The following is a 24,781-nucleotide window of genomic DNA, read 5'->3' on the forward strand; positions in this document are numbered from 1 at the left end:
AGGTTCGCGTCGGACTCCGGCTTCCGGATGACGCGAACCTCGTGATCAGCCCGGCGGTGACGGGCGCAGGCGGATGAGCGTTTCGATGTCGGCGGCGTGGCCCTCGTGCTTGTCGCCGCTGGGGGTCTCCACGACGATCGGGACGCCCGCGGTGGCCGGGTGGGCCATCAGCTCAGCGAAGGCCGGCTCGCCGATGGTGCCCTTGCCGATGTTCTCGTGCCGGTCCCGGGTGGAGCCGCACAGGTCCTTCGAGTCGTTTGCGTGCACCAGCCGCAGCCGGTCCGCCCCCACTGTCGCCACGAGCGTGTCCAGGGTGGCAGTCATGCCGCCCTCGGCAGCCAGGTCGTGCCCGGCCGCCCACGCGTGGCAGGTGTCGAAGCAGACCCCGAGCATGGGGTGCCGGTCCACCGCGTCCAGGTACGGTCCGAGTTGCTCCACCCGGGAGGCGAGCGACCGACCGCCGCCCGCGCTCGGCTCGACAAGCAGCATCGGCCCACCGGTCTCGGCGGCCCAATCGAGCAGCGGCAGCAGCTCCCGGCGGACCTGCCGCATCGCCTCCTCGGCGTGCCCCTCGTCCACCGAACTGCCCGCGTGGAACACCACCGCCCGGGCGCCGATCGCCACGCCCCGGCGCAGCGCGTGCGCCAGCGTCTGCGCCGACTTCTCCACAGTGGCCGGGGTGGGTGAGCCCAGGTTGACAAGCAGCGACGCGTGGATGTACGCGGGGATGCCCCGCTCGACGCAGCCCTGCCGGAACAGCGCGTCCTGTGCCGGGTCACCGGTGGGCAGCGCCCAGCCCCGCGAGTTGGAGACGTAGACCTGCACCACCTGCGCGCCCGTCACGTCGGCGTACGGCAGGGCTGCCTTCGCCAGCCCGCCGGAGGTGGAGGTGTGCGCGCCCACCGGACGCGAGTGGACCGTCGGCATCAGAAGCACGTGATGACGACAGGGGTGCCCGGCGGCACCTGCGAATTCTCACCGGGGGCCTGGATCCGGACAACCGCGTTCGGGTTGAGCGCGATGGTCACCGGGTAGCCCTGGCTCTCCAGCACCTGCTTGGCCTGCTGGCAGGGCAGGTCGATCACCCGGGGCACGACCGCCAGCGGTGGACCCTTGCTGACCTCCAGCTTGACCTGGGTGCCCTTCTCCACGCCGGCGCCGTCGGCCGGGCTCTGCCCCAGGATCTCGTCCTTGGGCTTGTCGGAGTCCTTGTACGTCTCCACCGCCACCAGGCCGAGCCCGGTCAGGGTGGTACGGGCCTCGGTGAGGCTCTTGCCGACCAGGTTCGGCACCGACACCGGGGCGCGACCCTTGCTCAGGATGAGCGTGATCTTCGTGCCCGGCTTGACCTCGGCGCCCACCTTCGGGTTGCTGTCCAGGACGACGCCGGCCGGCAGGGTGTCGTCATAGCGGGTGGCGCCCTTGGCCACCACCAGCTTCGCGTTGACCAGGTCGGCCTCGGCCAGCTCGTACTCCTTGCCGATCACGTCGGGCACGGGGAAGCGCTCCGGACCCAGCGAGAGGGTCAGGGTGATCGTGCCACCCTTGACGATCTTGGCGGAGGATCCCGGGCTCTGCCCCAGCACGCTGTCCTTCGGGACCTTCTCGTCGAAACGCGGCTCGCCGTACGCCAGGGTGAGCCCGGCCCGGTCGGCCTGCGCCTGCGCCTCGGCCTTGGTCAGGCTGACCAGCTGCGGGGCGGACGTGTACCGCCCGACGCCGAACCACCAACCACCCAGTGCGACCACCAGGCCCAACGCCACCACCGCTGCCGCGACGGCCCGCCGGCCACGCGGGTCGCCCATCACGCTCGTCCGCAGCTCGGTCAGCCGGGCCCACAGCCCCTCCGCCGGCTCCGGCGCGGCCCGCCTCCGGCCCGGCCCCTGGCCGCCCTCCGGCAGCCTGGCCCAGGCCGGGCGCTCGGCCGGCCGGACCGTGGCGACCATCATTGTCGGCTGGGAGACCGACGGCTCGTCGGTGACCCGGCTCAACACAGTGGTGCGGCTGTTGGCGTCACCCAGGTTGTCCCGCGCCACCTGCACGTCGGCCAGCAGCGCACCGGCGTCGGCCGGCCGGGCGGCCGGGTCGCGTCGGGTGGCCCGCCGCACCAGGTCGTCGAGGACCGACGGAAGGCCCGGCACCAGCGTCGAGGGCGCCGGCACGTCACGGTCGACGTGCTGCCAGGCCACATCCACCGGGCGGTCGCCGTCGTAGGGCACCCGACCGGTGAGCATCTCGAACAGCACGATCCCGGCCGAGTAGACGTCGGTGCGCGGATCGGCGCGGCCCTCGGTGACCAGCTCCGGGGCGACGTACGCCACGGTGGCCATCAGCTGGTTGCCCTGCTCGTCGTCGGCGCTCGCCTCGACGGCCCGGGCCAACCCGAAGTCGGCCACCTTGACCACGCTGTCGACCAGGTTGGCGACGCCACCGGTGGGCGCCTCGGCGACCAGCACGTTCTCCGGTTTGACGTCGCGGTGCACCAGGCCGGCCCGGTGCGCGGCGGCGATCGCGGCGAGCATCTGCTCGGCGATGGCCAACGCCTCGTCCGGGTTGAGGCGGCGCCGCTCGGCCAGAACGTCGCGCAGCGTACGACCGCGCACGTACTCCATCACCAGGTACGGCAGGCCGGCGTGGGTGCCCTGGTCGTAGACCGCCACCACGTTCGGGTGGGTCAGCCGGGCGATGGTCTTCGCCTCGTCGGTGAACCGGGCCACGAAGTTGGCGATCCGGGCCCGAGCCTCAGGTGCCTGGGTCGGATGAATGATCTTGACTGCGACGGTGCGCTCGAGGCGTTCGTCGGTGGCGGTGTACACGGTCGCCATGCCGCCACGGGCCACGCGACCGCGAATGCGGTAGCGCCCGTCGATAAGCGAGCCCAGCAACGTGTCGGCGACCTGTGTGTCCATCGGCAGGGAGTCTATGTGTCCAGGGGGTGAAGGTTGAACAGGATGCTACAGCCGGCGGCCGACACGGTCCGTCCCGCCGCACTCGCGGGTCCTCGTCCCCTGGTCAGCGGCGTACGCGGGACGAAGCTCCATCAGGTCGTCCGGGGTGCCGGTGGCCCGACGCGGCGGCGGCGTGACAGGGTGTCCAGGTGACCGAACCCGTACCCGACCAGGCCGTGCCCGGCCCCGAACTCGCCGGACCCGCCGACCCGGCCGGCTGGCTCACCCTGCCCGACGTCGCCGAGCGCCTCGACGTGTCGATCAGCAAGGTGCACCAGATGATCCGCGACCGGGAGCTGTTGGCGGTCCGCCGCGACGGCGTCCGCCGGATCCCGGCCGACCTGGTGGCCAACGAGACCGTACTCAAGCACCTGCCCGGCGTGCTCAACCTGCTCTCCGACAACGGCTACGACGACGAGGCCGCGTTGCGCTGGCTCTACGAGCCCGACGACACGCTCCCCGGCAACACCCCGGCGGCGGCCCTGTCCGGGGACCAGGCCCGCGAGGTCAAGCGCCGAGCCCAAGCCGTCGGCTTCTAACCCCCCACCACCCCGCCCCCCGGCCCCGCGCCCTCCGTTGATCATGAAGTTGGCGGCGCGACACGCCGAGGCCAGTGCCGCTAACTTCATGATCAACCCAGCGGGAGCCGGGGGTGGGGTGGGAGGTTAGTCGGCTCGGCGGGTTGCCGCTATCGCCAGGTCGACCAGGGCCTGGCGGGCCTCGGTGTCGAGGTCCACGGCGCTCAGGGCCGCCAGCGCGGTGTCGGTGAGCGTGACGATCCGCTGCTCGGTACGGGCCAGAGCGCCACTCGCGGTGATCAGCTCGCGCAGCCGGGCCACCCCCCGCTCGTCCAGCTCGGGGTCGCCGAGCTGGCTGAGCAGCAGCTCCCGCCCGGCGTCGTCGGTGGTCTCCACGGCCGCCGCCACCAGATAGGTGCGCTTGCCCTCGCGCAGGTCGTCACCGGCCGGCTTGCCGGTCAGCGCCGGGTCACCGAAGACCCCCAGCACGTCGTCGCGGAGCTGGAACGCCTCGCCCAGCGGCAGCCCGTACGCCGAGTAGGCGGTGCACACCTCCGGCGGCGCGTCGGCCAGCGCGGCGCCCAGCAGCAACGGCCGCTCGACCGTGTACTTCGCCGACTTGTACCTGGCGACCTTGCTGGCCCGCTCCACCGACGTGTCCCCGGTGACCTGGGTCAACACGTCGAGGTACTGCCCGACCGTGACCTCCGTGCGCATCTCGTCGAAGACCGGCCGGGCCCGGGCCACCGCCCGCAGGTCCAGCCCGGCGGAGTGCAGCAGCTCGTCGGACCAGACCAGGCACAGGTCGCCGAGCAGGATCGCGGCGGCGTCGCCGAACCCGTCCGGGTCACCACCCCAGCCGGCCGTCCGGTGCTGCTCGGCGAACCGACGATGCACCGCCGGATCACCGCGGCGGGTGTCGGAGCGGTCCATCAGGTCGTCGTGGATCAGGGCGCTGGCCTGCACGAACTCCAGCGAGGCGAGGGCGGTGAGCACATGGTCGCCATCCACCCCGCCGGCGCCCCGGAAACCCCAGTAGGCGAAGGCCGGACGCAGCCGCTTGCCACCGCCGAGCACGAACGCCTCGATCGCCTCCGCCACCTCGACCAGGGCGTCGTCCACCCGGATCAGCCGGGTCCGCTGGCCGGCCAGGAACTCGGTGAGAGCCTTGTCGACACGCTGTCGCAGGCCGGCGCGGTCGACGGGAGAAACGGGAGCAGCGTGGGTCACGCCCCGACGCTAGCCGGTCGCCGACGCGCGTGGTGCACCGCCACGCGTACTCCCAACGGGTCGACCCGGACCCGTCCGCCCGGCCGGGCGGCCACCGGGCCCGGCGGCCCGCCGACCCGGCCCGGCGGCACGCGCCGGGGCGGCCCGCCGGGTGGCGGCCGCGGCCGCGGCGAGCACCACCAGGGGTACGTCAAGCACGACGGCCAGCCAGCCGAGCCAGAAACCGCCGGGCACCCGCCGCTGCCGCTCCCACCTCGACACCTCGTGCCGGCTCAACGTCGGCACTCCGGCGGCGGCGCACAACTCGGCTGCGGTGCGTTGCTGGCTCCAGCCCAGGGCCAGCCGACGGCGGGCCAGCAGCGGCCCGAGCTGCGCCGGGCGCGGTGGTGGGTGCGGGGTCATCGGTCCTCCCGGCGGTGCGTCGGCGCGGTGACGACCACCCGCCCGACCGGACGGAACCGGACCGCCACCACGCGGCTGCCGACCCCCGCGCGAGCCCGGTCGGCCCCCGTCGACCCGTACGCGCCACCCATTCCTACCCCGGGGGTACGACGCCTTCGCGCCCGCCGGACCGGCCCGCGCGGCGGTGCCACGCCCCCGCTGTGGGAAGCGCCTGGGTCGCGGTGGCGTCGCCCGCTAGAGTCGGTTCGTGGCGCTCGGTCTTCCCTCGGTACTCCCCAATCCCCAACCGGCGATCGGGGAGCTCATCCGTGACCGCCAGCCGACCTTCTCGTTCGAGTTCTTCCCGCCCAAGACCGAGGCGGGGGAGCGGCTGCTGTGGCAGGCCATCCGCGAGCTGGAGTCGCTGCGCCCGTCGTTCGTGTCGATCACCTACGGAGCGGGCGGCTCGACCCGGGACACCACCGTGGCCGTCACCGAACGGATCGCCACCGACACCACCCTGCTGCCGATGGCCCACCTCACCGCCGTCAACCACTCCGTCGCCGAGCTGCGGCACGTCATCGGCCGGCTCGCCGGGGTGGGGGTACGCAACGTGCTGGCGGTGCGCGGCGACCCCCCGGGCAACCCGGGCGGTGAGTGGGTCCGCCATCCCGAGGGCGTGGACTACGCCGAGGACCTGGTCCGCCTGGTCCGCGACTCCGGCGACTTCAGCGTGGGCGTCGCGGCCTTCCCGTACAAGCACCCCCGCTCGCCCGACGTGGCAAGCGACACCGCGCACTTCGTCCGCAAGTGCCGGGCCGGCGCCGAGTTCGCGATCACCCAGATGTTCTTCGACGCCGACGACTACCTGCGCCTGCGTGACCGGGTGGCCGCCGCCGGCTGTGCCACGCCGATCCTGGCCGGGGTGATGCCGGTGACCCAGATCGGCACCATCGAGCGGTCCGTGCAGCTGTCCGGGGCGCCCTTCCCGCCGGCGCTGGCGGCCCGCTTCGAGCGCGTCGCCGACGACCCGGAGGCGGTCCGTCAGCTCGGCATCGAGCAGGCCAGCGAGATGAGTCGCCGACTGCTGGACGAGGGCGTGCCGGGGATCCACTTCATCACCCTGAACCGGTCCACCGCCACCCGTGAGGTCTGGCAGAACCTGAAGGTCGGCGCACGGGTGTGAACTGTGGTCCCGCGACACCTCATGCCCGGCACGGCGGTTGATCCCCAGGTGGGCACACAGCTGAACTGGGATCAGTACGCCACGGCGTGGGCGCGGCTGCACGGCGGTTTCGACCCCCGTGCCGCCGCGCCTGTGGTACGCGCGTGGCTGCGGTTCGCGTACCACGTCGGGTACGTGCTGGGCCGGCTGCGGGTCGGTCCCACGGCCGTCACCGTGGCCGGGGTGCTGCTCTGCTTCTGCGTACCGCTGCTGGTGGGCCGGCCGGGCGACGGGCCGTTCCTCGGCGCGCTGTTCGTCCTGCTCGCCGCCGTGGCCGACAGCGTGGACGGTGCGGTGGCCGTCGCCACCGGCCGCACCACACGCCTCGGCTACGTCTACGACTCGCTCGCCGACCGGCTCGGTGAGGTGGCGTGGCTGTTGGCGTTCTGGCTGCTCGGCGCCCCGGGCGCGCTGGTCGCGGCGGGCGGGGCGCTGTCCTGGCTGCACGAGTACGTGCGGGCCCGCGCGGTCTCGGCAGGCATGCGCGAGATCGGTGCGGTGACAGTGGGCGAGCGCCCCACCCGGGTCTCGGTGGGGCTCGTCGGGTTGCTCGTCGCCGGGCTGGCCGGGCTCATCGAGCCGGACCTGGCCGCCGGCACCATCACCATGGCGACAGCGGTGTGGGTGCTGCTGGCCGCCTTCGGCCTGGGGCAGCTGCTGTCCACCGTCCGTCGCGCGCTGCTCGACGCCGGCTGAGCGGCCGGCCCTACCAGGCGGGGCCGATCTCGTCGGCGACGATCTGCGCGGAGAGGGTCACCATCGGCAGCCCGCCGCCGGGGTGGCTGGAGCCGCCCACGAGCCACAGCCCGTGCGCCGGGCCCCGGTTGGCCGGGCGGAGCAGCCCGCCGGCGGTGCCGTAGATCGAGCCGCCCGGGGCGCCTGTCGCCGCGTCCAGGTCGGCCGGCGTACGGACCTCGCGGAACAGCAACCGGTCCCGGACGTCGACGCCACGCTCGGCCAGCACCTCCAGGATCCGGTCGGCGTACGCGTCGGCGAGCCCGGGGCGGCGCCAGTCGACCGCGCCCGCGGCGGTGCCCTGCCGGGCGGCGTTCACCAGCACGAACCACGCCTCGTGCCCGGCCGGACGGGCCGTCGGGTCGTCGGCCACCGTGACGAACACCGTCGGGTCGACGGCCGGTCGGGCCCGTACGCCCCGCCCCGGGTCGCCGAAGACGGCGTCGAACTCGGCGTCGTAGTCGCCCGGGAAGAAGACGTTGTGGTGGGCCAGCCCGGTGCTGCCGGCGACGCCGAGCAGCAGCACGAAGCCGGCGAGGCTGCGGTCGGTCAGCGCGGCCAGCCGGCGCGGATGCGGCAGCAGGTCGCGGTAGACGGTGATCGCGTCCACATTGGCCACCACCACGTCGGCGGGCACCGGCGCGGTGACGCCGGCGAGGCGTACCCCGTGCACCCGGCCGCCTGTCGCGTCGATCCGGGTCACCGGGGTGCCGGTCCGCACGACCACGCCGAGGTCCAGGCAGCGGGTCAGCAGCGCGTCGGCGAGGGTGCCCAGCCCACCCCGCAGGTACCAGCCGCCGAAGGCCAGCTCCGCGTACGGGACGGCGACCAGCGCCGCCGGAGCCCGACGCGGGTCGGCGCCGGTGTAGGTGGCGTACCGGTCCAGCAGCATCCGCAGCCGGGGGTCGGACAGGTGCCGGCGGCCCAGCCCGCGCAGGGTACGGCCCGGTGCGATGGCGGCCAGGTCACCGACCCGCCAGGCCAGCGACGCGAGGTCGCGTGGCGAGTCGACGGTACGGCGCAGGATGTCCCGCTCGGAGGCGTTCCACACCCGCGCGGCCCGGCGCCACAGCCGCTGCCAGTCGGCGGCCGCCCGATCACCGAAGGCGGCCCCGATCCGGGCGGCGAACTCCACCGGGTCGGCGCACGAGTCGAGTGCCGGGCCGCCGCCGGGGAAGACGTGCCTGACGATCGGGTCCAGCGGGACCAGGTCCAGGTACTCGTCGAGCTTCGCCCCGGTCGCCTCGAACAGGTCGTGGAAGACCCCGGGCAGCGTGAGCAGGCTCGGCCCGGTGTCGAAGTGGAACGACCCGGCCGGGGTGTCGTGCGCGTACCTGCCGAGTTTGCCCCCGACCGTGTCGGCGGCCTCGAAGACCGTCACCTGGTGCCCGGTGGCGGCCAGCCGGGCGGCGGTGGCGAGGCCACCCACCCCGGCGCCGACGACCACGATCCGCGCCATGCCGCGCCCTCCTAGCTGACCGGGCGGCCCCGCCAGGTCAGGCGGCGTCGCTTCCGCAGATGGTACGACCGTACGGTCAACCAACCGAGGACCACGACCGACACGGGGTGTGCGAGCGCGTCGGGCCACCACCGGCCCCCGGTGGCCCGCGCGGTCAGGACCCGCCCGGTCACCCCGAGCAGGTATGCGATGAGCGCAACCATTGACACCCGGGGAGCCGTCGTGGCGAACCCCACCGCGACAAGCGGCGGGGCGGTGTAGAGCAGCAGAAGCGCCGCGACCACGGCCGCCGCCGCGCCCGGGTGCCCGAACGACGCCCAGAGCGACTTCGAGTACCCGTCGCGCAGCTGCGGCCAGTCGTCGTACATCCGGCAGGTGGCCAGCCGGGAGCCGTCGGCCAGGGCGATCCGCCCGCCGGCCCGCTTGACCGCCCGGGCCAGCTCGACGTCCTCAAGGATCTTGTCGGCGACCGCGGCGTGCCCGCCGGCGGCGGTGTAGCCGGCCCGGTCCACCACCAGGAACTGCCCGCCCGCCGCGGCCAGCGACGGCCGCGGCGAGCGCTCCATCGCGCGCAGCGGCAGGAACGTCAGCCAGAGCCACTGCAACAGCGGCTGGACCAGCCGGTCGGCCGCCGTCGCCACCACGATCCGGGGGTACGGCGACAGCAGGGTCGCGCGGGCGGCGCGCAGCTCGGTGACGGCGGCCGCCACGGCGTGCGGGGCGAGCACCACGTCGGCGTCGACGAAGACCAGCGCGGTGGCGGCCGGGTCGGCCCGGGTGGCCAGCTGCCAGCAGGCGTGGGGTTTGCCCAGCCAGCCCGGCGGCGGGGCGACCCCGGTGAGCAGTGTCACCCGGGGGTCGTCGCCGACCACCGCGCGCACCACGTCGGCGGTGCCGTCGGTGGACCCGTCGTCGAGGACCACGACGCGCAGTCCGGGTACGCCGCGTTGGGCGAGCAGGGCACGCAGGCAGGGCGTGACCCGGGCGGCCTCGTCGCGAAGCGGCAGCAGCACGGCCACCGGCTCGTCGACCTCGTCGGGCCGGTCGGTGGGCCGACGCAGCCAGCGGGCGGCGTTGAGCCACGTGTGCCCGGTCAACGCGGCGACGGCGAGCAGCAGGGCGAGCAGAACGGTCATCGGGTGGCGTCGACGCCTGTGCGGCGCGGCTCGTGGGCCTCCCGGTCCGCGTCGCGGCTCCGGCGGTCGCGCAGCAGGGTGACCACCAGCGGCACGGCGGTCACCGACATGCCGGCGGCACCCCACAGCGCCGAGGCGGGCAGGTCGAGGAAGACCGCGTGGGCCAGGATGCTGGAGAAGTACGTCCACAGGTACAGCGCGACCATCGGGTGGTCCCGCCGGTCGGTGTGCTCCACGGTCGGGCCGGCCAGCGGGCGCAGCGCGCTCATCATCAGCACCGCGAAGAGCAGCCAGCCCAGGTAGTTGCTGACCGGGATGCCGGGCAGGCCGGGCAGCGCCGGGACGGCGTCCCGCCACACCCAGTAGCCCTCGGCCACCATCTGCGGGTCGAGGAAGAGATCCCAGGCGGCCAGCCCCACAGTGGCCAGCGCGATCCGCCCCACCCACCGGCCGGCCGTCGAACCGGCGCCGCCGGCCGTCGAACCGCCGCCGGTCAGCCGGACCGCCGCCAGCCAGGCCGGCCAGGCCATCCAGGTCCAGGCCAGCGGGATGATCAGCGGCACCCCGGCCAGTTTGGGGCCCAGCTCACCCGAGTAGTCGTAGCTGCCGAACGGCACACCGGTGGCCACCCCGATCGCCTCGATCGCGAACCCACCACCGGTGGCCACCGCGACAAGCGCCGCCGCGACCCGGGGACCCCGGCTGAGCAGGGCGTGGCCCACCGAGAGCAGCCAGCCGATCACCACCGTGGCCACGGTCAGCCCGGCCCGGGTGGCGCCTGTGGTCAGCGGGTAGCAGATCTGGGCGAGCACCAGGACGGCGAGCAGCGCCCAGGAGATCCGTCGGGTCATGCCGCGGGGGGCTCGAGCGGCAGGTCCCGACCGAGTACGCCGAACGGCCGCTCGTCGCCGGGGAAGTGGAAGTCGCGCAGCACGTCGACGAAGCCGAACCGCCGGTACAGCCGCCAGGCCCGGGAGGTCTGCTCCACGGCCTCCGGGGTGGACAGCAGCGTCGTGTCGCCCTCGGCCATGCCGAGCAGCGCCCGCAGTTGGCCGGCGCCCAGGCCGTGCCCCTGCGCCGGTGGCCTGACGTGCAGCTCGACCACCTCGAAGCAGTGGGTGAGCCACCGCTTGCGGGCCGGCGCGTCCAACGCCCGGTGCACCTGGTCGTGCCACCACTGACCGGCGGCGCCCAGGTAGCCGTAGCCGAAGCCGGCCAGGTGACCCTCGCTGGTCAGGCTCGCCACGGCCCGGAACCCGGGACGGCGGACGTGGGTGGCGATGTAGCCGCGCCGGGCTTCCAGCAGGTCGGTGCGGTATCCCATCGCCTCGCCGTAGACGGCCACCACGTCGTCCAGCCGCCGGACCAGATCGTCCGGCGTCCAGCGCACCAACCTCATGCCCGTCCACCCTTCACCGTTCCCGGATCGCCGTCGGCGACCCACCCGAGCACCGTCCGGTCGCCGACCACCTCGCGCACCTCGAACCGGGCGAACAGTTCCTCGGCGTACCAGCCCGCGGTGGGGGTACGCATGATCGCCGCCCGGTGCTCCGGGTGACGGTACGCGAACGCCACCAGGTCCGTCGGGTCGCGCCACACGCTCACCGTGCCCTGCCATCCCAGCGGCGCCTCGCCGACGCCGAACCGGGCCAGCAGTCCGGGTGCCTCGTGCAGGGCCGCCGCCACCGGCGGGACCGCCCGCCAGAAGGTGGCCGCACGGCGGGCCCGCAGGCGCGCCCGGGTCAGCGCCAGCACCGGCCCGGTGACCCGTCCGCCCGGTGGGTCGCCGAACGGCCGCTGACCGGACCACTCGCCCCGGCTGCTCAGCGGTCGCAGGTCGACCCGGGCGGCGGCGTGGGCGATGCGTGCCCAGGAGCGTCCGACAGGTGAGTCGTCGAAGCCGGCCGCCGCCGCGGGGGAGTCCCAGACGGTGAGCGCCGCCCAGCGGGTGAGGTCGGCGTCACCTGGCCCGAAGCTGGTGCCGGTCCCGGTGCCCAGCAGCTTGCCGAACCGGACGCCCGGCAGGGCGCGCAGGCGGCGCGGGTCCACCGCCATCCGGGTCAGCGCCCGGGGCAGCGCACTGCGGGGCATCCGCCACACGTGCAGGGTGACCAGCTCCGGAGTGGTGCTCACGCCACCTCGGCCGGGGTGCCGGAGGTGACCCGCAGCAGTTCGGTGTAGGTGGTCGGGAAGACCGCCTGCGGTACGCCGCCGGCGGCCCAGATCTCCGGGTACGCCGCCAGGGCCGTGTCCACCAGGGTGCGCAGTGCTCGCGGGTGCCCGAGCGGGGCGACCCCGCCGATCGGCTGCCCGGTGTGCGTCCGGACGAACTCCGGGGTGGCCCGGCGCAGCCGGGTGACCCCTATCGACGCGGCCAGGCCGGCGGTGTCCACCCGGTGCGCGCCGGAGGTGAGCACGAGCAGGGGCTCGTCGTCCGCGTCGAAGATCAGCGAGTTGGCGATCTGGCCGACCTCGACGCCGAGCGCCTCGGCGGCGGCCGCCGCGGTGTGCACCGCGTCCGGTAGCAGGCGGACGGTGCTGGGCTCGCCGACGCCGTTGCGCGTGCCGGCGGCGGTGAGCGCGTCCTGCACCGCCCGTACGTTCGGGTGTGGCTGCATGGGGACATTCTTCCCGGTCCGTCCGGTGCCCGTTCACCCCGGTGCGCCCGGACGGCGAGCCGCGGCGCGTCACACGTTGCATTTTCGTCGGAGGGAAGGTGTACTGTCAGCAGCAGTTAGAACGAGTGTTCGATTGCCTCGAACGCCCGTTCCAACCAGCCGGAGCGAGGTGTTTCGCGGCGCCAGCTCCGGGCGGTGCGGCTCCGCGGGCCGCACCTGGGTTTCCGGGCAGTCGCGAGCCCGGTCCCATCAGGCAGGAGCGTCGCCCGCCGCCCACGACCCCCGGGCGGCGGGCGACGAACCCGCCGGTACGCCGGCCGGGTGTGGTGTGGGGAAGCATCCACACCCGGCCGGCCACACCCGGTGCGTCTTCCTCCGCACCACACCGACTCGGCGTCTCATCGGCGGCTCCACCGCGCCGGAGGCGACGCCCGGCCACGTGGAGGAGACAGTCCATGCCGACCAACCCGGCTCAGGCACCGACGGTGCCGGCGCACGTGCTGCCGCACCGCACCCCTGCCCAGCTCCTCACGTTGGCCCGGCGCGGGCTGGTCGAGGCTGGCCAGACCCGCCCCGACGGCCTGCGTTACGCGGCCGCCCACCTGGCGGCGCTGCGTGCGGCGGCCGCCCTGCTCGCCGCCCGCGCCCGGCCCGCGCCGAGCCGCCGTAACCGGATCACCAGCGTCTGGGTCCTGCTCTGCGCCGTCGCCCCCGAGCTCGACGAGTGGGCCCGGTTCTTCGCCGCGGGGGCCAGCAAGCGGGCCGCCGCCGAGGCCGGCATCCCCCGGGTGGTCAGCGCCCGGGAGGCCGACGACCTGCTCCGCGCCGCCGAGCAGTTCGTCACGGTGGTGGAGACCGCGCTCGGCATGGCCCACCAACCCACCCTGGACGGCCTCGCCGCATGATCCCGCCGTGACGCCGGCCGCCCGGCGGGGGGAGCCGGGCGGCCGGCGTCACAGCGTGCCGGTCCTGATCTGATCCACAGCAACGACGGGGGAGTTGGTCCAATGGCGGGCCGCATGGTGGTCGGTTCCGCCGCGCTTGCCGATCTGGTACGTCCGGCGAGCGCACCCGATCCGGTCGGTGGCCACCGGGTGCTGCCGGTGACACCCGAGCTGACGGGTCTGCTGCCCAACCGGGGCCTGCGCCGGGGCAGCACCATCGCGGTCGCCGCAGGTCAACCTCGGCGCAGCGGCGGCACCTCGCTGGTGCTGGCCCTGCTTGCCGAGGCGTCCCGGGCCGGCTCCTGGTGTGCCGTGGTGGGTGTGCCGACCTTCGGTGCGGGCGCGGCCGCCGAACTGGGTATCGCCCTGGATCGGCTGGCCCTGGTGCCGAATCCCGGCCCCGAGTGGGCCACAGTGGTCGCCGCGCTGATCGACGGGGTGGATGTCGTGGTGACCAGCGTCCCGGCCACGGTCTCCGCCTCGGTCGCCACCCGGCTGGCCGCCCGGGCCCGGCAGCGCGGCAGCGTGCTGGTCCCGTACGGCCGGTGGGACGGCGCGGACGTGACGTTGCAGGTGGTCCGTGGGGTCTGGGAGGGGCTCGGGCAGGGCCGGGGGAGGTTGCGCCGCCGGGAGGTCACCGTCTCGGCGCGCGGGCGCGGGGCGGCCGCCCGGCCCAAGGAGATCAAGGTCTGGCTCCCTGGTGACGAGCTCACCCGGGTGATCCCCCGGACGGTGCGGTCGGCCAGGGGTCGACAGGCCGTGCCGCTGGCCCTGGTCGGGCGGGGATGACCGGCTCACCGGCACGGACCCTGCTGCTGTGGTGCCCGGACTGGCCCGTGCTCGCCGCCGAGATCGTCGAGGGGGTGCCGGCCACCGGCCCGGTCGCCGTACTGCACGCCAACCGGGTGGTCGCCTGCTCCGAGCGTGCCCGCGCCGAGGGGGTCCGTCGAGGGCTGCGCAAACGGGAGGCGCAGGGCCGCTGCCCACAGTTGACGGTAGTGGAGTACGACCCCGGCCGGGACGCCCGGGCGTTCGAGCCGGTGGTCGCCGCGGTGGAGGAGCTGGTCGCCGGTGTCGAGGTGGTGCGTCCGGGGTCCTGCGCGGTGGCGGCCCGGGGGCCGAGCCGTTACCTCGGTGGTGAGGAGGCGGCCGCCGAACGGATCATCGAGCACGTCGCCCAGTCGTGCCTGGTGGAGAGCCAGGTCGGCATCGCCGACGGGGTGTTCGCCGCAGGGCTGGCCGCCCGTGCCGGTCGGGTGGTGGCGCCGGGCGGCACACCTGAGTTCCTGGCCGGGCTGCCGGTCGAGGCGCTCGGCCGCTCCGCGCTGGCGGACCTGCTGCGCCGGCTGGGAGTGCGGACCCTCGGCGACTTCGCCGCGCTGCCGGCCGGTGACGTGCTGGCCCGGTTCGGGTTCGACGGCGCGCTGGCCCACCGGCTCGCCGCCGGGCGTGACCACCGCCCGCTCGCCGTCCGGCAGCCACCGGCCGACCTGACGGTGACCGGCGAGTACGACGATCCGGTCGACCGGGTCGACGCGGCGGCGTTCGCCGCCCGCGCGCTGGCCGAGCAGTTGCACGACCGGCTGGCCGGGCACGGGCTGGCCTGCACCCGGCTCGGCATCGAGGCGGTCACCGCGCACGGGCAGGAGCTGCACCGGGTGTGGCGGCACGACGGGCTGCTCACCGCCTCCGCCATCGCCGACCGGGTGCGCTGGCAGCTCGACGGTTGGCTCTCCGGCAGCAACGGCCGCGCCGGTGCCCGACCGGCCCGGCCGTCGTCCGGCATCATCCGGTTGCGACTGATCCCGGACGGGGTCATCGCCCAGGCCGGTCTGCAGACCGGCCTCTGGGGGGAGACCGGCGAGGAGCGGGAGCGGGCGCACCGGGCGTTGAGCCGGGTGCAGGGCATCCTCGGCCCGGAGGCGGTGGTCACGGCGGTGCTCGGCGGTGGGCGTTCCCCGGCCGACCAGGTGCGACTCGTGCCGTGGGGCGACGAACGCCTGCCCGCCCGCCCCGGCGCTCCGCCGTGGCCGGGTCGGCTGCCACCGCCCGCGCCCGCCGTGGTGTTGCCCAGCCCTCTCGCCGCGACCGTGCACGACGCCGCCGGTGAGCCGGTGGTGATCAGCGCGCGGTTGGCGGTGAGCGCCGCCCCCGCCCGGCTGGTGGTCGGTGCCGGCCGACCGGCGGAGATCGTGGGTTGGGCCGGCCCGTGGCCGGTGGACGAGCGGTGGTGGGCGCCGGCCGAGGCCCGCCGCCGGGCCCGGTTCCAGGTCAGCCTGGCCGACGGTGCCGCCCTGCTGCTGGCCGTCGAGGCTGGGCAGTGGCTGGTGGAGGCGATCTATGACTGAGGGGTGGTCTCGCTGCGCAGACGGTCCGTCGACCGTGGTCCGTTCTCCGTCGGGAGCGGATGGCCCGGCGAGCGATATGACTGTCAGGCATATTTATGACTCTCAGGTATATCGCTCACCGGCGGATCCGGCCGTCGGGGTCCGGGCACCCGTGAGGGCAGCCCGATGAGCTTTCACAACCCGAAGATGCCCTGGTCCGAGCTGGAACGGGTGCTCTCCGGGCGGGGCGGCGGCTCCGGCCGGTCGGGCGGCGGGCGGCCGCGCGAGGAGCGCCACCTGCACGTGGTGGACCCGCTCGCCGTGGACGCCGACGGGGGAGACTCCCCGGCCTGGAGTCGCCGGCGCGAGCAGTACCAGCCGCCGGAGCTGGCCCGCCCCGACGGCGTGGTGCCGTACGCGGAACTGCACGCGCACACCAACTTCAGCTTCCTCGACGGCGCCAGCCACCCGGAGGAGCTGGCCGAGGAGGCCGCCCGGCTGGGGCTCACCGCGCTCGCCGTCACCGACCATGACGGTTTCTACGGGGTGGTCCGCTTCGCCGAGGCGGCCCGCACGCTGGGCCTGCCGACCATCTTCGGCGCGGAGCTTTCCCTCGGGCTGCCCGGCCCGCAGAACGGCGAACCCGACCCGCACGGCGCGCACCTGCTGGTGCTCGCGCACGGCCACGAGGGGTACGCCCGGCTGGCGACCACCATCGCCCGCGCCCAGCTGCGCGGCGGGGAGAAGGGCCGCCCGGTGTACGGGGACCTGGAGGAGGTCGCCGCCGAGCTGCGTGACCACGTGCTGGTGCTGACCGGCTGCCGCAAGGGGCACGTGCCGGGGGCGTTGCTCACCGAGGGGGTGGACGCGGCGGCCCGCGAGTTGGACCGGCTGACCGCGCTCTTCGGCGCGGAGACGGTGGCGGTGGAGCTGACCGACCACGGGCATCCCGTCGACGCCGACCGCAACGACGCGCTCGCCGACCTGGCGGCGGCGGCCGGGCTGCCGACGGTGGCCAGCAACAACGTGCACTACGCCAGCCCTGGCCGGCGTCGGCTGGCCACCACTGTCGCCGCCGTCCGGGCCCGGCGCAGCCTGGACGAGATCGACGGCTGGCTGCCCGCGGCGGCCACCGCCCACCTGCGCAGCGGCGCGGAGATGGCGGCCCGGTTCGCCGCGTACCCCGGCGCGGTGGCGCGGGCCGCCGAGTTCGGCGCGGAGCTGGCCTTCGACCTCCAGCTCGTCGCACCGCAGCTGCCGGCGTACCCGGTGCCGCCGGGGCACACCGAGATGAGCTGGCTGCGCAAGCTGACCGCCGACGGGGCGCGGGAGCGTTACGGGCCGCCGCAGGCGCACCCGACGGCGTACGCGCAGCTCGACCACGAACTGAACATGATCGAGGAGTTGGGCTTCCCCGGCTACTTCCTTGTGGTCTACGACATCGTCTCGTTCTGCCGCGAGCAGGACATCTACTGCCAGGGCCGGGGCTCGGCGGCCAACTCGGCGGTCTGCTACGCGCTGCGAATCACCAACGTGGACGCCGTCCGGCACCGGCTGCTCTTCGAGCGCTTCCTCGCCCCGGAGCGGGACGGCCCTCCGGACATCGACGTGGACATCGAGTCCGACCGGCGGGAGGAGGTGATCCAGCACGTCTACACCCGCTACGGCCGGGAGCACGCCGCCCAGGTCGCCAACGTGATCTCCTACCGGCCCCGCTCGGCGGTACGGGACGTGGCCAAGGCGTTCGGCTTCTCGCCGGGGCAGCAGGACGCCTGGAGCAAGCAGATCGACAGGTGGGGTTCGGTCGCCACCGTCGACGTCGAGGACATCCCCGAGCAGGTGGTGGAGTACGCGAACGAGTTGCAGACGTTCCCCCGGCACCTGGGCATCCACTCCGGCGGCATGGTGATCTGCGACCGGCCGGTGATCGAGGTGTGCCCGGTGGAGTGGGGGCGGATGCCGGGGCGCAGCGTCCTGCAGTGGGACAAGGACGACTGCGCGGCGGTCGGCCTGGTCAAGTTCGACCTGCTCGGCCTCGGCATGCTGTCGGCGCTGCACTACGGCTACGACATGATCGGGTCCCGGCTCGACCTCGGTGACATGACGCTGGACGACCCGGAGGTCTACGACATGCTCTGCCGGGCCGACTCGGTAGGGGTGTTCCAGGTGGAGAGTCGCGCCCAGATGGCCACCCTGCCCCGGCTCAAACCCCGCGAGTTCTACGACCTGGTGGTCGAGGTGGCGCTGATCCGGCCCGGCCCGATCCAGGGCGGCTCGGTGCACCCGTTCATCAGGCGCAAGAACGGCCAGGAGCCGGTGACCTTCGCGCACCCGCTGATGCGCAACGCGTTGGAGAAGACCCTGGGCGTGCCGTTGTTCCAGGAGCAGTTGATGCAGCTCGCCATCGACCTGGCCGGCTTCGACGCGGCCGAGGCCGACCAGCTGCGCCGGGCGATGGGCGCGAAGCGTTCGGTCGAGCGGATGGCCCGCATCGCCGACCGGCTCTACGCCGGGATGGCTGAGCGGGGCATCACCGGCGAGCTGGCCGACGACGTCTACCGCAAGCTCACCGCGTTCGCCAGCTACGGCTTCCCGGAGAGCCACGCGATGAGCTTCGCCTACCTGGTGTACGCCAGCTCCTGGCTCAAGCGCTACCACCCGGCGCCGTTCCTGGCGGCGCTGCTCAACGCCCAGCCGATGGGCTTCTACTCGCCGCAGACCCTCGTCGACGACGCCCGCCGGCACGGGGTGGAGGTCCGCCGCCCGGACATCAACGCCAGCGGCGCGAAGGCGGTGCTGGAGTCCACCCCGGACACCCGGTGGGGCAGCGGGCCGGGGGAGCCGCCGCACGCCTGGGGGCTGGGCGGCCCGGCGGTCCGGTTGGGGCTGTCCAGCGTGCGTACCCTCGGATCCGAGGTGGCCGAGCGCATCGAGGCCGAGCGGGCGGCCGGCGGGCCGTACCGTGACATGCCGGATCTGGCCCGGCGGGTCGGTCTCACCGCCGCGCAGCTGGAGGCGCTGGCCACCGCGGACGCCTTCGCCTGTTTCGGGCTGACCCGGCGGGAGGCGCTGTGGGGCGCCGGTGCGGCGGCCCAGGACCGTCCGGGTCGACTCCCCGGCACGGTGAGCGGCGCGGCGGCGCCGATGCTGCCCGGGATGGAGGCGGTGGACCGGCTGGTCGCCGACGTGTGGGCCACCGGGTTGTCGCCGGAGAGCCATCCGGCCCGGTTCATCAGGGGGCAGCTCGACGTGCTCGGCGCGGTGCCGATCGCCCGGCTGGGCCGGGTGGAGCCGGGGCAGCGGATCCGGGTCGGCGGCATCGTCACCCACCGGCAGCGCCCGGCGACCGCGGGCGGGGTGACCTTCCTCAACCTGGAGGACGAGACCGGGATGCTCAACGTCACCTGTTCGCCGGGGCTGTGGCAGCGCTACCGGCGGGTGGCCCGGACCAGCGCCGCGCTCGTGGTGCGGGGGCGGTTGCAGCGCCACGAGGGGGTGACCAACCTGGTGGCCGACCGGCTGGACGCCATCGAGCCACCGGTCAGGCCCGCCTCCCGCGATTTCCGCTGAGCAGCAGACGTCGGCCTTGCACGTTTAAGAATCCCGCCTGGGGAGAAGTGCAGGTCGCGGGCAAGGTGGCCCGCGTCGTTCGGGGAGGTCTCATGTCACGGAAACTGCGGGCGACCGCGTTCGTCGGGGTGCTCACCCTTGCACTCAGCGGGTGTGGGGGAGTCGGCGGTGGCGACGACGAGAAGGGCGGCACCGCCACCAAGGGCGCGCTCAGCACCATGGGGTTCGGCTTCTCCGACGAGATCGCCACCACGCGGATCGACGCGTTCAAGCGGGACCACCCCGACGTCGAGCTGAAGGTCACCGAGGGTGCCTTCGACGAGCAGCAGTTCCTCTCCGCTGTCGCTTCCGGCAACCCACCGGACCTGGTCTACATGGACCGCAAGCTGATCGGCACGTACGCCAAGCGCGGCTCGATCCAGCCGCTCACCGACTGCGTCAAGAAGCAGGACATCAACCTGGACCAGTACCGGCCGGCCGCCCGCGCCCAGGTCACCCTCGACGACACCGTCTACGGCATTCCGGAGTTCTCCACGGTGCGGGTGGTCTACCTCAACGAGGGGCTGCTCAAGCAGGCGGGGATGACCGTCGACCAGGTGAACCTCGCCGACTGGGCCGCGCTGCCCGGCCTCAACGCCAAGCTGACCACGGTCTCCGGCGGCCGGCTGTCGCGCATCGGCATCGACCCGAAGATCCCCGAGTTCCTGCCGATGTGGGCCAAGGCCAACGGCGCCGACATGCTCTCCGCCGACGGTCGTACCGCCCACCTGGACGACCCCAGGGTGGTCGAGGCGCTGACCACCGGAGTCAACCTCATCCAGCAGCAGGGCGGCTGGGGCAAGTTCAAGTCCTTCCGGGACACCTTCGACTTCTTCGGCGCCCAGAACCCGCTCTCCAAGAAGCAGATCGTGGCCTGGCCGATGGAGGAGTGGTTCCTCAACCAGGCCGCCAAGAACAGCCCGGACGTCGAGCTGGTGGTCAAGCCGTTCACCGACCGGCAGGGCAAGCCGCTGACCCAGTCCGGTGGCCAGGCCTGGGTGATCACCAAGGGCGCGAAGAACCCGGACGCGGCGTGCGCGTTCGTCAAGCAGATGACCGCCACCGACACCTGGATGGCCGCCGCGAAGGCCCGGGTGGACGCCCGTAAGGCCGCCGGCCAGCCGTTCACCGGCCTCTACACGGCCAACGCCGAGGCCGACAAGAAGATCTTCGACGAGCTGTACCAGCCGACCGGCAACAAGCGCTTCGACGACGCCGTGACCACCATCCGCTCGGTGCAGGACGCCGCGTTCGCGCTGCCCGCCTCACCTGCGGGCGCCGAGTTCGACAAGGCGTACTACGACGCGGTCAACCGGGTGCTCGCGGGCCAGGAGCAGCCGGCGCAGGCCCTGCGGCGCGCCCAGCAGGAGGCCACCGCGGCGCTCGACAAGGCCGCGAAGTAGCCACGATGGCCACCGTCACCGCTTCCGCCCCGGCCCGGCGGCGTCGTACGCCGCTGGCCCGGCGGGAGGCCCGCTGGGCGTACCTCTTCCTGGCGCCGTGGATCGTCGGGTTTTTGATCTTCTACGCCGGGCCGATGGTGGCCAGCCTCTGGTTGAGCTTCACCGAGTACGACGTGATCAACCCACCGGAGTACACCGGGTTGGACAACTACCGGCAGTTGATGAGCGACCCGTCGGTGGCCCGCAGCCTGGGCAACACGGTCTACTACACGGCGCTGCACGTCCCGCTGGTGATGATCATCTCGCTGGGCCTGGCGCTGCTGCTCAAGCGGGTCGGTCGGTTGCAGGGCTTCTTCCGGACCGTCTTCTACCTACCGGTGATGACCCCGGCGGTGGCCGTCGGCATCCTGTTCCTGTTGCTGCTCAACACCCAGGACGGCCTGATCAACCGCGCGCTGGGCCTGGTCGGGATCGACGGTCCGAGCTGGACCACCGACCCGCACTGGGTGATGCCCGGCATCATCCTGATGAGCCTGTGGAGTCTCGGCTCCACAGTCATCATCTACCTGGCGGCGTTGCAGAACGTGCCCCGTGACCTGTACGAGGCGGCGGCCATCGACGGCGCCGGCGCCTGGGCCCGGTTCCGCGCGGTCACCCTGCCGATGATCTCGGGTTCGTTGTTCTTCACCCTGATCGTCAACACGATCGCGTCACTGCAGATGTTCACCGAGGTCTACACGATGTACTTCGGCAACCGCGAGACGCAGAACACATTCAACAGCGACGCGGCAAGCTTCTACGTCATCCACCTGTTCCAGGAGGCGTTCCAGTTCCTGCACATGGGCTTCGCCTCGGCGATGGCCTGGCTGCTCTTCGCGATCATTTTGGTGATCACCCTGGTGCAGGTGAAACTCAGCAACCGGTTCGTGTACTACGAGGGAGAAGACCAGTGACTTCGATGACCGGCCACAACGGGGTGGCCAACGCGCGACGGACCCGCCTGACCTCGGGCTGGGTGCCCGGGCAGCACCTTGAGCCGCGCGAGTACGAGATCACTGACGGTCCGGTGGCCAACGCACGGCGGTCCCGGGCCGAGGAGGACCCAGCGGCCGGGGAACAGTCGTGACCACCGCCGTCGAACGGAGCGCCGCCGCTCCGGTGCCCGGCATCGAGCCGGGCGCCGGAGCGGCGGCGCGCCGCCCTCCCGCTGAGGAGGCACGCCGGCCGCTCTGGCACCGGGTGCTGTTCGTGACGGCGCTGGTCGGCGCCGCGATCATCTTCATGCTGCCGTTCGTCTGGCTGGTCAGCGCCTCGCTGCGCCCCCGCGAGTACGTCTTCGCGCCCGGCTTCCTGCCCACCCCGTTCGCCCCGGAGAACTACGCCGAGGCGTGGCGGGCCGTGCCGCTGCTGACCTGGTTCGGCAACAGCGTGGTGGTTGGTGTGGCCGCCGCGGCGGCGGTGACGCTCTCCAGCGCCTGGGTGGCGTTCGGCTTCGCCTACTTCCGCTTCCCCGGCCGCAACCTGCTCTTCGGGCTCGTGCTGGCCACCATGATGCTGCCGTTCGCGGTCACCATGATCCCCACGTACCTGATCTGGTCGGAGCTGGGCCTGACCGACACCCAGGTGCCGCTCTGGGCGGGCAACCTGTTCGGCTCGGCGTTCTACATCTTCCTGCTGCGGCAGTTCCTGCTCTCGCTGCCCCGGGAGTACTTCGAGGCAGCCCGGATGGACGGGGCGAGCTACCCGCAGCTGTTCTGGAAGCTGGCCTTCCCGCTGATCCGGCCGGCGCTGCTCGTCGCCTTCGTCTTCGAGTTCAAGGCCAGCTGGACCGACCTGCTCAAGCCGCTGATCTATCTGCGCAACGAGCAGCTCTACACGTTGCCGCGCGGGCTCAAGGTGGTGCTCGACAGGTTCGGCTACGGCGGGGAGCAGCAGTGGGAGATCGTCCTCGCCGGCAGCGTACTGGCCACCATCCCGATGATCATTCTGTTCTTCCTGGCCCAGCGGCACTTCGTCGAGGGCATCGCCACCACCGGCCGCAAGGGCTGACTGGACCGGGTGACTAGGCTCGACCGGGTGGAGCAGACCCGAGGCCGGTTCGCCGGGCCGCCGCTGACCGCCCGTACCGCAGTGATCTGGTCGGTGCTCCGCGCCGAGCTGGACCGGCGTGGCGACACCGAGCTCACAGTGCTGGACGTGGGCGGCGGCACCGGCGGGTTCGCCGTCCCGCTGGCCAGCGCCGGGCACCGCGTCACGGTGGTCGACGCCAGCCCCGACGCCCTCGCGGCGCTCACCCGCCGGGCCGCCGAGGCCGGGGTCGCCGACCGGATCGCCGCCGTGCAGGGCGACGGCGACGCCCTCGCCGGCCTGGTCGAGCCGGCCGGCGTCGACCTCGTTCTCTGCCACGCCGTGCTGGAGGTCGTCGACGACCCGACGCCTGTGGTGACCGCGCTGGCCACCGCGCTGCGTCCCGGCGGCGCGGCAAGTGTGCTGGTGGCCGGCCGGGCAGCCGCCGTGCTGGGCCGGGCGATGAACGGCCACCTGGACGTCGCGACCGTCCTGGCCGCCGACCCGGCCGGCACCGCCGGACCGCGCGACACGTTGCGCCGTCGCTACGACGCCCCAGGCGCCGCCGCGTTGCTCGCCGCCGCCGGGCTCGTGGTCGAGGAGATCCACGGGGTACGCGTGCTGGCCGACCTGCTGCCGGCAGCCGTCGCCGACGGGCAGTCCGCCGCCCTGGTCGAGTTGGAACGCGTGCTCGCGGCCCAGCCCCCGTACCGGGACCTGGCCGCCCAGCTGCACCTGTTCGCCCGCCGACCGGCCTGAACCGCGCCCGGTGGTTCCCCCGCGCCGCTGACGGTCCCCGGGCCACCGTGCGCACGGCCGAGCCGACTGTGCCACTGGTGGTCGTAGGGGCTGTGGAGCGTACGGCCCGGCCGGTTGGTCGCTGGTGTTGTCGTACCCCCGGGTTAACCTGCCGGGATGGGCCGCAGCCAGTCGTTGCCCCGGGGCGGGGATCCACGCTTCGGGCCGGACTCCGACGACTCCGCCAGCCCGATCCTGCACGTCGACATGGACGCCTTCTTCGCCGCCGTCGAGGTGCGCCGCCGACCCGAGCTGCGCGGCCGACCCGTGATCGTCGGCGGCATCGGGCCGCGGGGCGTGGTCAGCTCGGCCAGCTACGAGGCCCGCCGCTACGGCGTACGCAGCGCGATGCCGACCAGCCAGGCCCGGGCGCGCTGCCCGCACGCCGTCTACCTGGCACCGGACTTCACCGCCTACACGGCCGCCTCCCGGGCGGTCATGCAGATCTTCCGGGACGTCACCCCGCTGGTCGAGCCGCTCTCCCTCGACGAGGCGTTCCTCGACGTCACAGGCGCCCGCCGACTGTTCGGTTCCCCCGCCACCATCGCCCGGCTGATCCGCCGCCGGGTCGCCGACGAGCAGGGGCTGACCTGCTCGGTCGGGGTGGCGCCGAGCAAGTTCGTGGCCAAGCTCGGCTCCACCCGCGCCAAGCCGGACGGCCTGCTAGTCGTGCCGCCGGGGCAGGTCCTCGACTTCCTGCACCCGCTGCCTGTGGACGCGCTCTGGGGGGTGGGGGAGCGGGCCGCCGAGACGCTGCGCCGGCTCGGCCTGGCCACCGTCGGCGACCTGGCCGAGGCCCCGCCCGGGATGCTCCGCCGGGCGGTCGGCGCGGCGTCGGCGGCCCACCTGCACGAGCTGGCCTGGGGCCGGGATCCGCGCCGCGTCAGCCCCGAGCACGTCGACAAGTCCATCGGCGCCGAGGTGACCTTCGATGCCGACGTGGCCGACCCGCTTGAGATCCGTCGCGCCCTGCTCGCGCTCAGCGCGAAGGTCGGCGTACGACTGCGGGGCTCCGGGCAGGTGGGGCGCACCGTCACCCTCAAGGTCCGGCTTGCCGACTTCCGCACCGTCAACCGCTCCCGCACCCTCGGCGTCGCCACCGACACCGCCCGAGAGATGTTCGACACGGTGTGGGCGCTCTACACCACGCTGGACCCGGGCGAGCGGATCCGCCTCGTCGGCGTCCGGGTGGAGGGCCTCGCTCCCGCGCAGGGCGCACCCCGGCAGCTCACCCTCGGCGCGCCCGAGCGCGGTTGGCGCGAGGCGGAAGCTGCCGCGGACGCCGCTGCTGCCCGATTCGGGCGGTCCGTCATAGGTCCGGCCAGTCTGATGGGCGACCGTGATCCCCGTCGAAACGAAAATCCACCCCACCCGTAGGTCGTC

At 73.7% G+C, this 24,781-nt stretch carries 23 protein-coding genes; 13 read left to right on the plus strand and 10 right to left on the minus strand.

What is annotated here, in order from left to right:
• Positions 1 to 45 precede the first annotated feature (45 nt).
• Positions 46 to 927 carry a deoxyribonuclease IV gene (locus ACFY1S_RS20075; protein ID WP_387120042.1) on the minus strand — a complete coding sequence of 294 codons (882 nt, stop codon included), beginning with the start codon at positions 925 to 927 and terminating at the stop codon, positions 46 to 48.
• A complete protein-coding gene (gene pknB, locus ACFY1S_RS20080) occupies positions 927 to 2,909 on the minus strand; it encodes a Stk1 family PASTA domain-containing Ser/Thr kinase (RefSeq protein ID WP_387120044.1) in 1,983 nt (660 codons plus the stop codon). The genes ACFY1S_RS20075 and pknB overlap by 1 nt, the downstream gene beginning before the upstream one ends.
• Before the next feature lie 188 nt (positions 2,910 to 3,097).
• Here pknB and ACFY1S_RS20085 point away from each other — a divergent pair, with 188 nt between their 5' ends.
• Positions 3,098 to 3,487 (plus strand): Rv2175c family DNA-binding protein, encoded by a 390-nt coding sequence (locus ACFY1S_RS20085; RefSeq protein ID WP_364362572.1) that lies wholly within the window; start codon positions 3,098 to 3,100, stop codon positions 3,485 to 3,487.
• A 126-nt stretch (positions 3,488 to 3,613) separates the two neighbouring features.
• Here ACFY1S_RS20085 and ACFY1S_RS20090 read toward each other — a convergent pair whose 3' ends face one another.
• Together ACFY1S_RS20090 and ACFY1S_RS20095 are read right to left on the minus strand one after the other, a co-directional pair.
• The gene (locus tag ACFY1S_RS20090) at positions 3,614 to 4,696 is read right to left on the minus strand and encodes a polyprenyl synthetase family protein (RefSeq protein WP_387120048.1); all 1,083 of its coding nucleotides are present in this window, start codon (positions 4,694 to 4,696) and stop codon (positions 3,614 to 3,616) included.
• A gap of 9 nt (positions 4,697 to 4,705) precedes the next feature.
• Positions 4,706 to 5,098: a helix-turn-helix domain-containing protein gene (locus tag ACFY1S_RS20095; protein ID WP_387120051.1), complete on the minus strand. Its 393-nt coding sequence runs from the start codon at positions 5,096 to 5,098 to the stop codon at positions 4,706 to 4,708.
• 247 nt (positions 5,099 to 5,345) lie between these two features.
• Between ACFY1S_RS20095 and metF the strand changes: the two genes are divergently transcribed.
• Together metF and ACFY1S_RS20105 are read left to right on the plus strand one after the other, a co-directional pair.
• Entirely contained in the window at positions 5,346 to 6,263 is a 918-nt protein-coding gene (gene metF / locus ACFY1S_RS20100) for a methylenetetrahydrofolate reductase [NAD(P)H] (protein WP_364362575.1), read from the plus strand.
• Positions 6,264 to 6,284: 21 nt separating this feature from the next.
• Positions 6,285 to 6,998: a CDP-alcohol phosphatidyltransferase family protein gene (locus ACFY1S_RS20105; protein ID WP_387120293.1), complete on the plus strand. Its 714-nt coding sequence runs from the start codon at positions 6,285 to 6,287 to the stop codon at positions 6,996 to 6,998.
• 10 nt (positions 6,999 to 7,008) lie between these two features.
• Here the strand turns inward: ACFY1S_RS20105 and ACFY1S_RS20110 are convergent, their stop codons facing one another.
• From ACFY1S_RS20110 to ACFY1S_RS20135, 6 genes are read right to left on the minus strand one after another with little or no spacing between them, the layout of a single operon-like run.
• A complete protein-coding gene (locus ACFY1S_RS20110; RefSeq protein ID WP_387120054.1) occupies positions 7,009 to 8,496 on the minus strand; it encodes a phytoene desaturase family protein in 1,488 nt (495 codons plus the stop codon).
• Positions 8,497 to 8,507: 11 nt separating this feature from the next.
• Positions 8,508 to 9,632 (minus strand): glycosyltransferase, encoded by a 1,125-nt coding sequence (locus ACFY1S_RS20115; RefSeq protein WP_387120057.1) that lies wholly within the window; start codon positions 9,630 to 9,632, stop codon positions 8,508 to 8,510.
• Positions 9,629 to 10,483 (minus strand): carotenoid biosynthesis protein, encoded by an 855-nt coding sequence (locus tag ACFY1S_RS20120; RefSeq protein ID WP_387120060.1) that lies wholly within the window; start codon positions 10,481 to 10,483, stop codon positions 9,629 to 9,631. The genes ACFY1S_RS20115 and ACFY1S_RS20120 overlap by 4 nt, the downstream gene beginning before the upstream one ends.
• On the minus strand, positions 10,480 to 11,031 hold the full coding sequence (locus ACFY1S_RS20125) for a GNAT family N-acetyltransferase (RefSeq protein WP_364362579.1): 552 nt from the start codon (positions 11,029 to 11,031) through the stop codon (positions 10,480 to 10,482). Before ACFY1S_RS20125 ends, ACFY1S_RS20120 begins: the two co-directional genes overlap by 4 nt.
• Entirely contained in the window at positions 11,028 to 11,723 is a 696-nt protein-coding gene (locus ACFY1S_RS20130) for a monooxygenase (protein WP_387120296.1), read from the minus strand. The genes ACFY1S_RS20125 and ACFY1S_RS20130 overlap by 4 nt, the downstream gene beginning before the upstream one ends.
• 38 nt (positions 11,724 to 11,761) lie before the next feature.
• Positions 11,762 to 12,250 carry a YbaK/EbsC family protein gene (locus tag ACFY1S_RS20135; protein WP_364362580.1) on the minus strand — a complete coding sequence of 163 codons (489 nt, stop codon included), beginning with the start codon at positions 12,248 to 12,250 and terminating at the stop codon, positions 11,762 to 11,764.
• Positions 12,251 to 12,705: 455 nt separating this feature from the next.
• On the opposite strand from ACFY1S_RS20135, the gene ACFY1S_RS20140 reads away from it, so the two are divergent.
• From ACFY1S_RS20140 to ACFY1S_RS20185, 10 genes are all read left to right on the plus strand, one after another.
• The gene (locus ACFY1S_RS20140; protein WP_139587588.1) at positions 12,706 to 13,155 is read left to right on the plus strand and encodes an SAV_6107 family HEPN domain-containing protein; all 450 of its coding nucleotides are present in this window, start codon (positions 12,706 to 12,708) and stop codon (positions 13,153 to 13,155) included.
• A 102-nt stretch (positions 13,156 to 13,257) separates the two neighbouring features.
• The gene (locus ACFY1S_RS20145) at positions 13,258 to 13,983 is read left to right on the plus strand and encodes a hypothetical protein (RefSeq protein WP_387120065.1); all 726 of its coding nucleotides are present in this window, start codon (positions 13,258 to 13,260) and stop codon (positions 13,981 to 13,983) included.
• Positions 13,980 to 15,542 carry a DNA polymerase Y family protein gene (locus ACFY1S_RS20150; protein ID WP_387120068.1) on the plus strand — a complete coding sequence of 521 codons (1,563 nt, stop codon included), beginning with the start codon at positions 13,980 to 13,982 and terminating at the stop codon, positions 15,540 to 15,542. Before ACFY1S_RS20145 ends, ACFY1S_RS20150 begins: the two co-directional genes overlap by 4 nt.
• Positions 15,543 to 15,707: 165 nt before the next feature.
• Positions 15,708 to 19,091 carry an error-prone DNA polymerase gene (locus tag ACFY1S_RS20155; protein WP_387120071.1) on the plus strand — a complete coding sequence of 1,128 codons (3,384 nt, stop codon included), beginning with the start codon at positions 15,708 to 15,710 and terminating at the stop codon, positions 19,089 to 19,091.
• Positions 19,092 to 19,183: 92 nt separating this feature from the next.
• The gene (locus tag ACFY1S_RS20160; RefSeq protein ID WP_387120074.1) at positions 19,184 to 20,533 is read left to right on the plus strand and encodes an extracellular solute-binding protein; all 1,350 of its coding nucleotides are present in this window, start codon (positions 19,184 to 19,186) and stop codon (positions 20,531 to 20,533) included.
• Positions 20,534 to 20,538: 5 nt separating this feature from the next.
• The gene (locus ACFY1S_RS20165) at positions 20,539 to 21,486 is read left to right on the plus strand and encodes a carbohydrate ABC transporter permease (RefSeq protein WP_387120077.1); all 948 of its coding nucleotides are present in this window, start codon (positions 20,539 to 20,541) and stop codon (positions 21,484 to 21,486) included.
• Positions 21,483 to 21,659 (plus strand): hypothetical protein, encoded by a 177-nt coding sequence (locus ACFY1S_RS20170; protein ID WP_364366190.1) that lies wholly within the window; start codon positions 21,483 to 21,485, stop codon positions 21,657 to 21,659. The genes ACFY1S_RS20165 and ACFY1S_RS20170 overlap by 4 nt, the downstream gene beginning before the upstream one ends.
• Positions 21,656 to 22,582, plus strand: coding sequence for a carbohydrate ABC transporter permease (locus ACFY1S_RS20175; RefSeq protein WP_387120080.1), 927 nt, complete (start codon positions 21,656 to 21,658; stop codon positions 22,580 to 22,582). Before ACFY1S_RS20170 ends, ACFY1S_RS20175 begins: the two co-directional genes overlap by 4 nt.
• Positions 22,583 to 22,591: 9 nt before the next feature.
• The gene (locus ACFY1S_RS20180) at positions 22,592 to 23,359 is read left to right on the plus strand and encodes a methyltransferase domain-containing protein (RefSeq protein ID WP_387120082.1); all 768 of its coding nucleotides are present in this window, start codon (positions 22,592 to 22,594) and stop codon (positions 23,357 to 23,359) included.
• Positions 23,360 to 23,515: 156 nt separating this feature from the next.
• Entirely contained in the window at positions 23,516 to 24,775 is a 1,260-nt protein-coding gene (locus ACFY1S_RS20185; protein ID WP_387120085.1) for a DNA polymerase IV, read from the plus strand.
• Positions 24,776 to 24,781 lie beyond the last annotated feature (6 nt).

The organism is Micromonospora sp. NPDC000663 (assembly GCF_042898105.1).
GTDB lineage: Bacteria > Actinomycetota > Actinomycetes > Mycobacteriales > Micromonosporaceae > Micromonospora.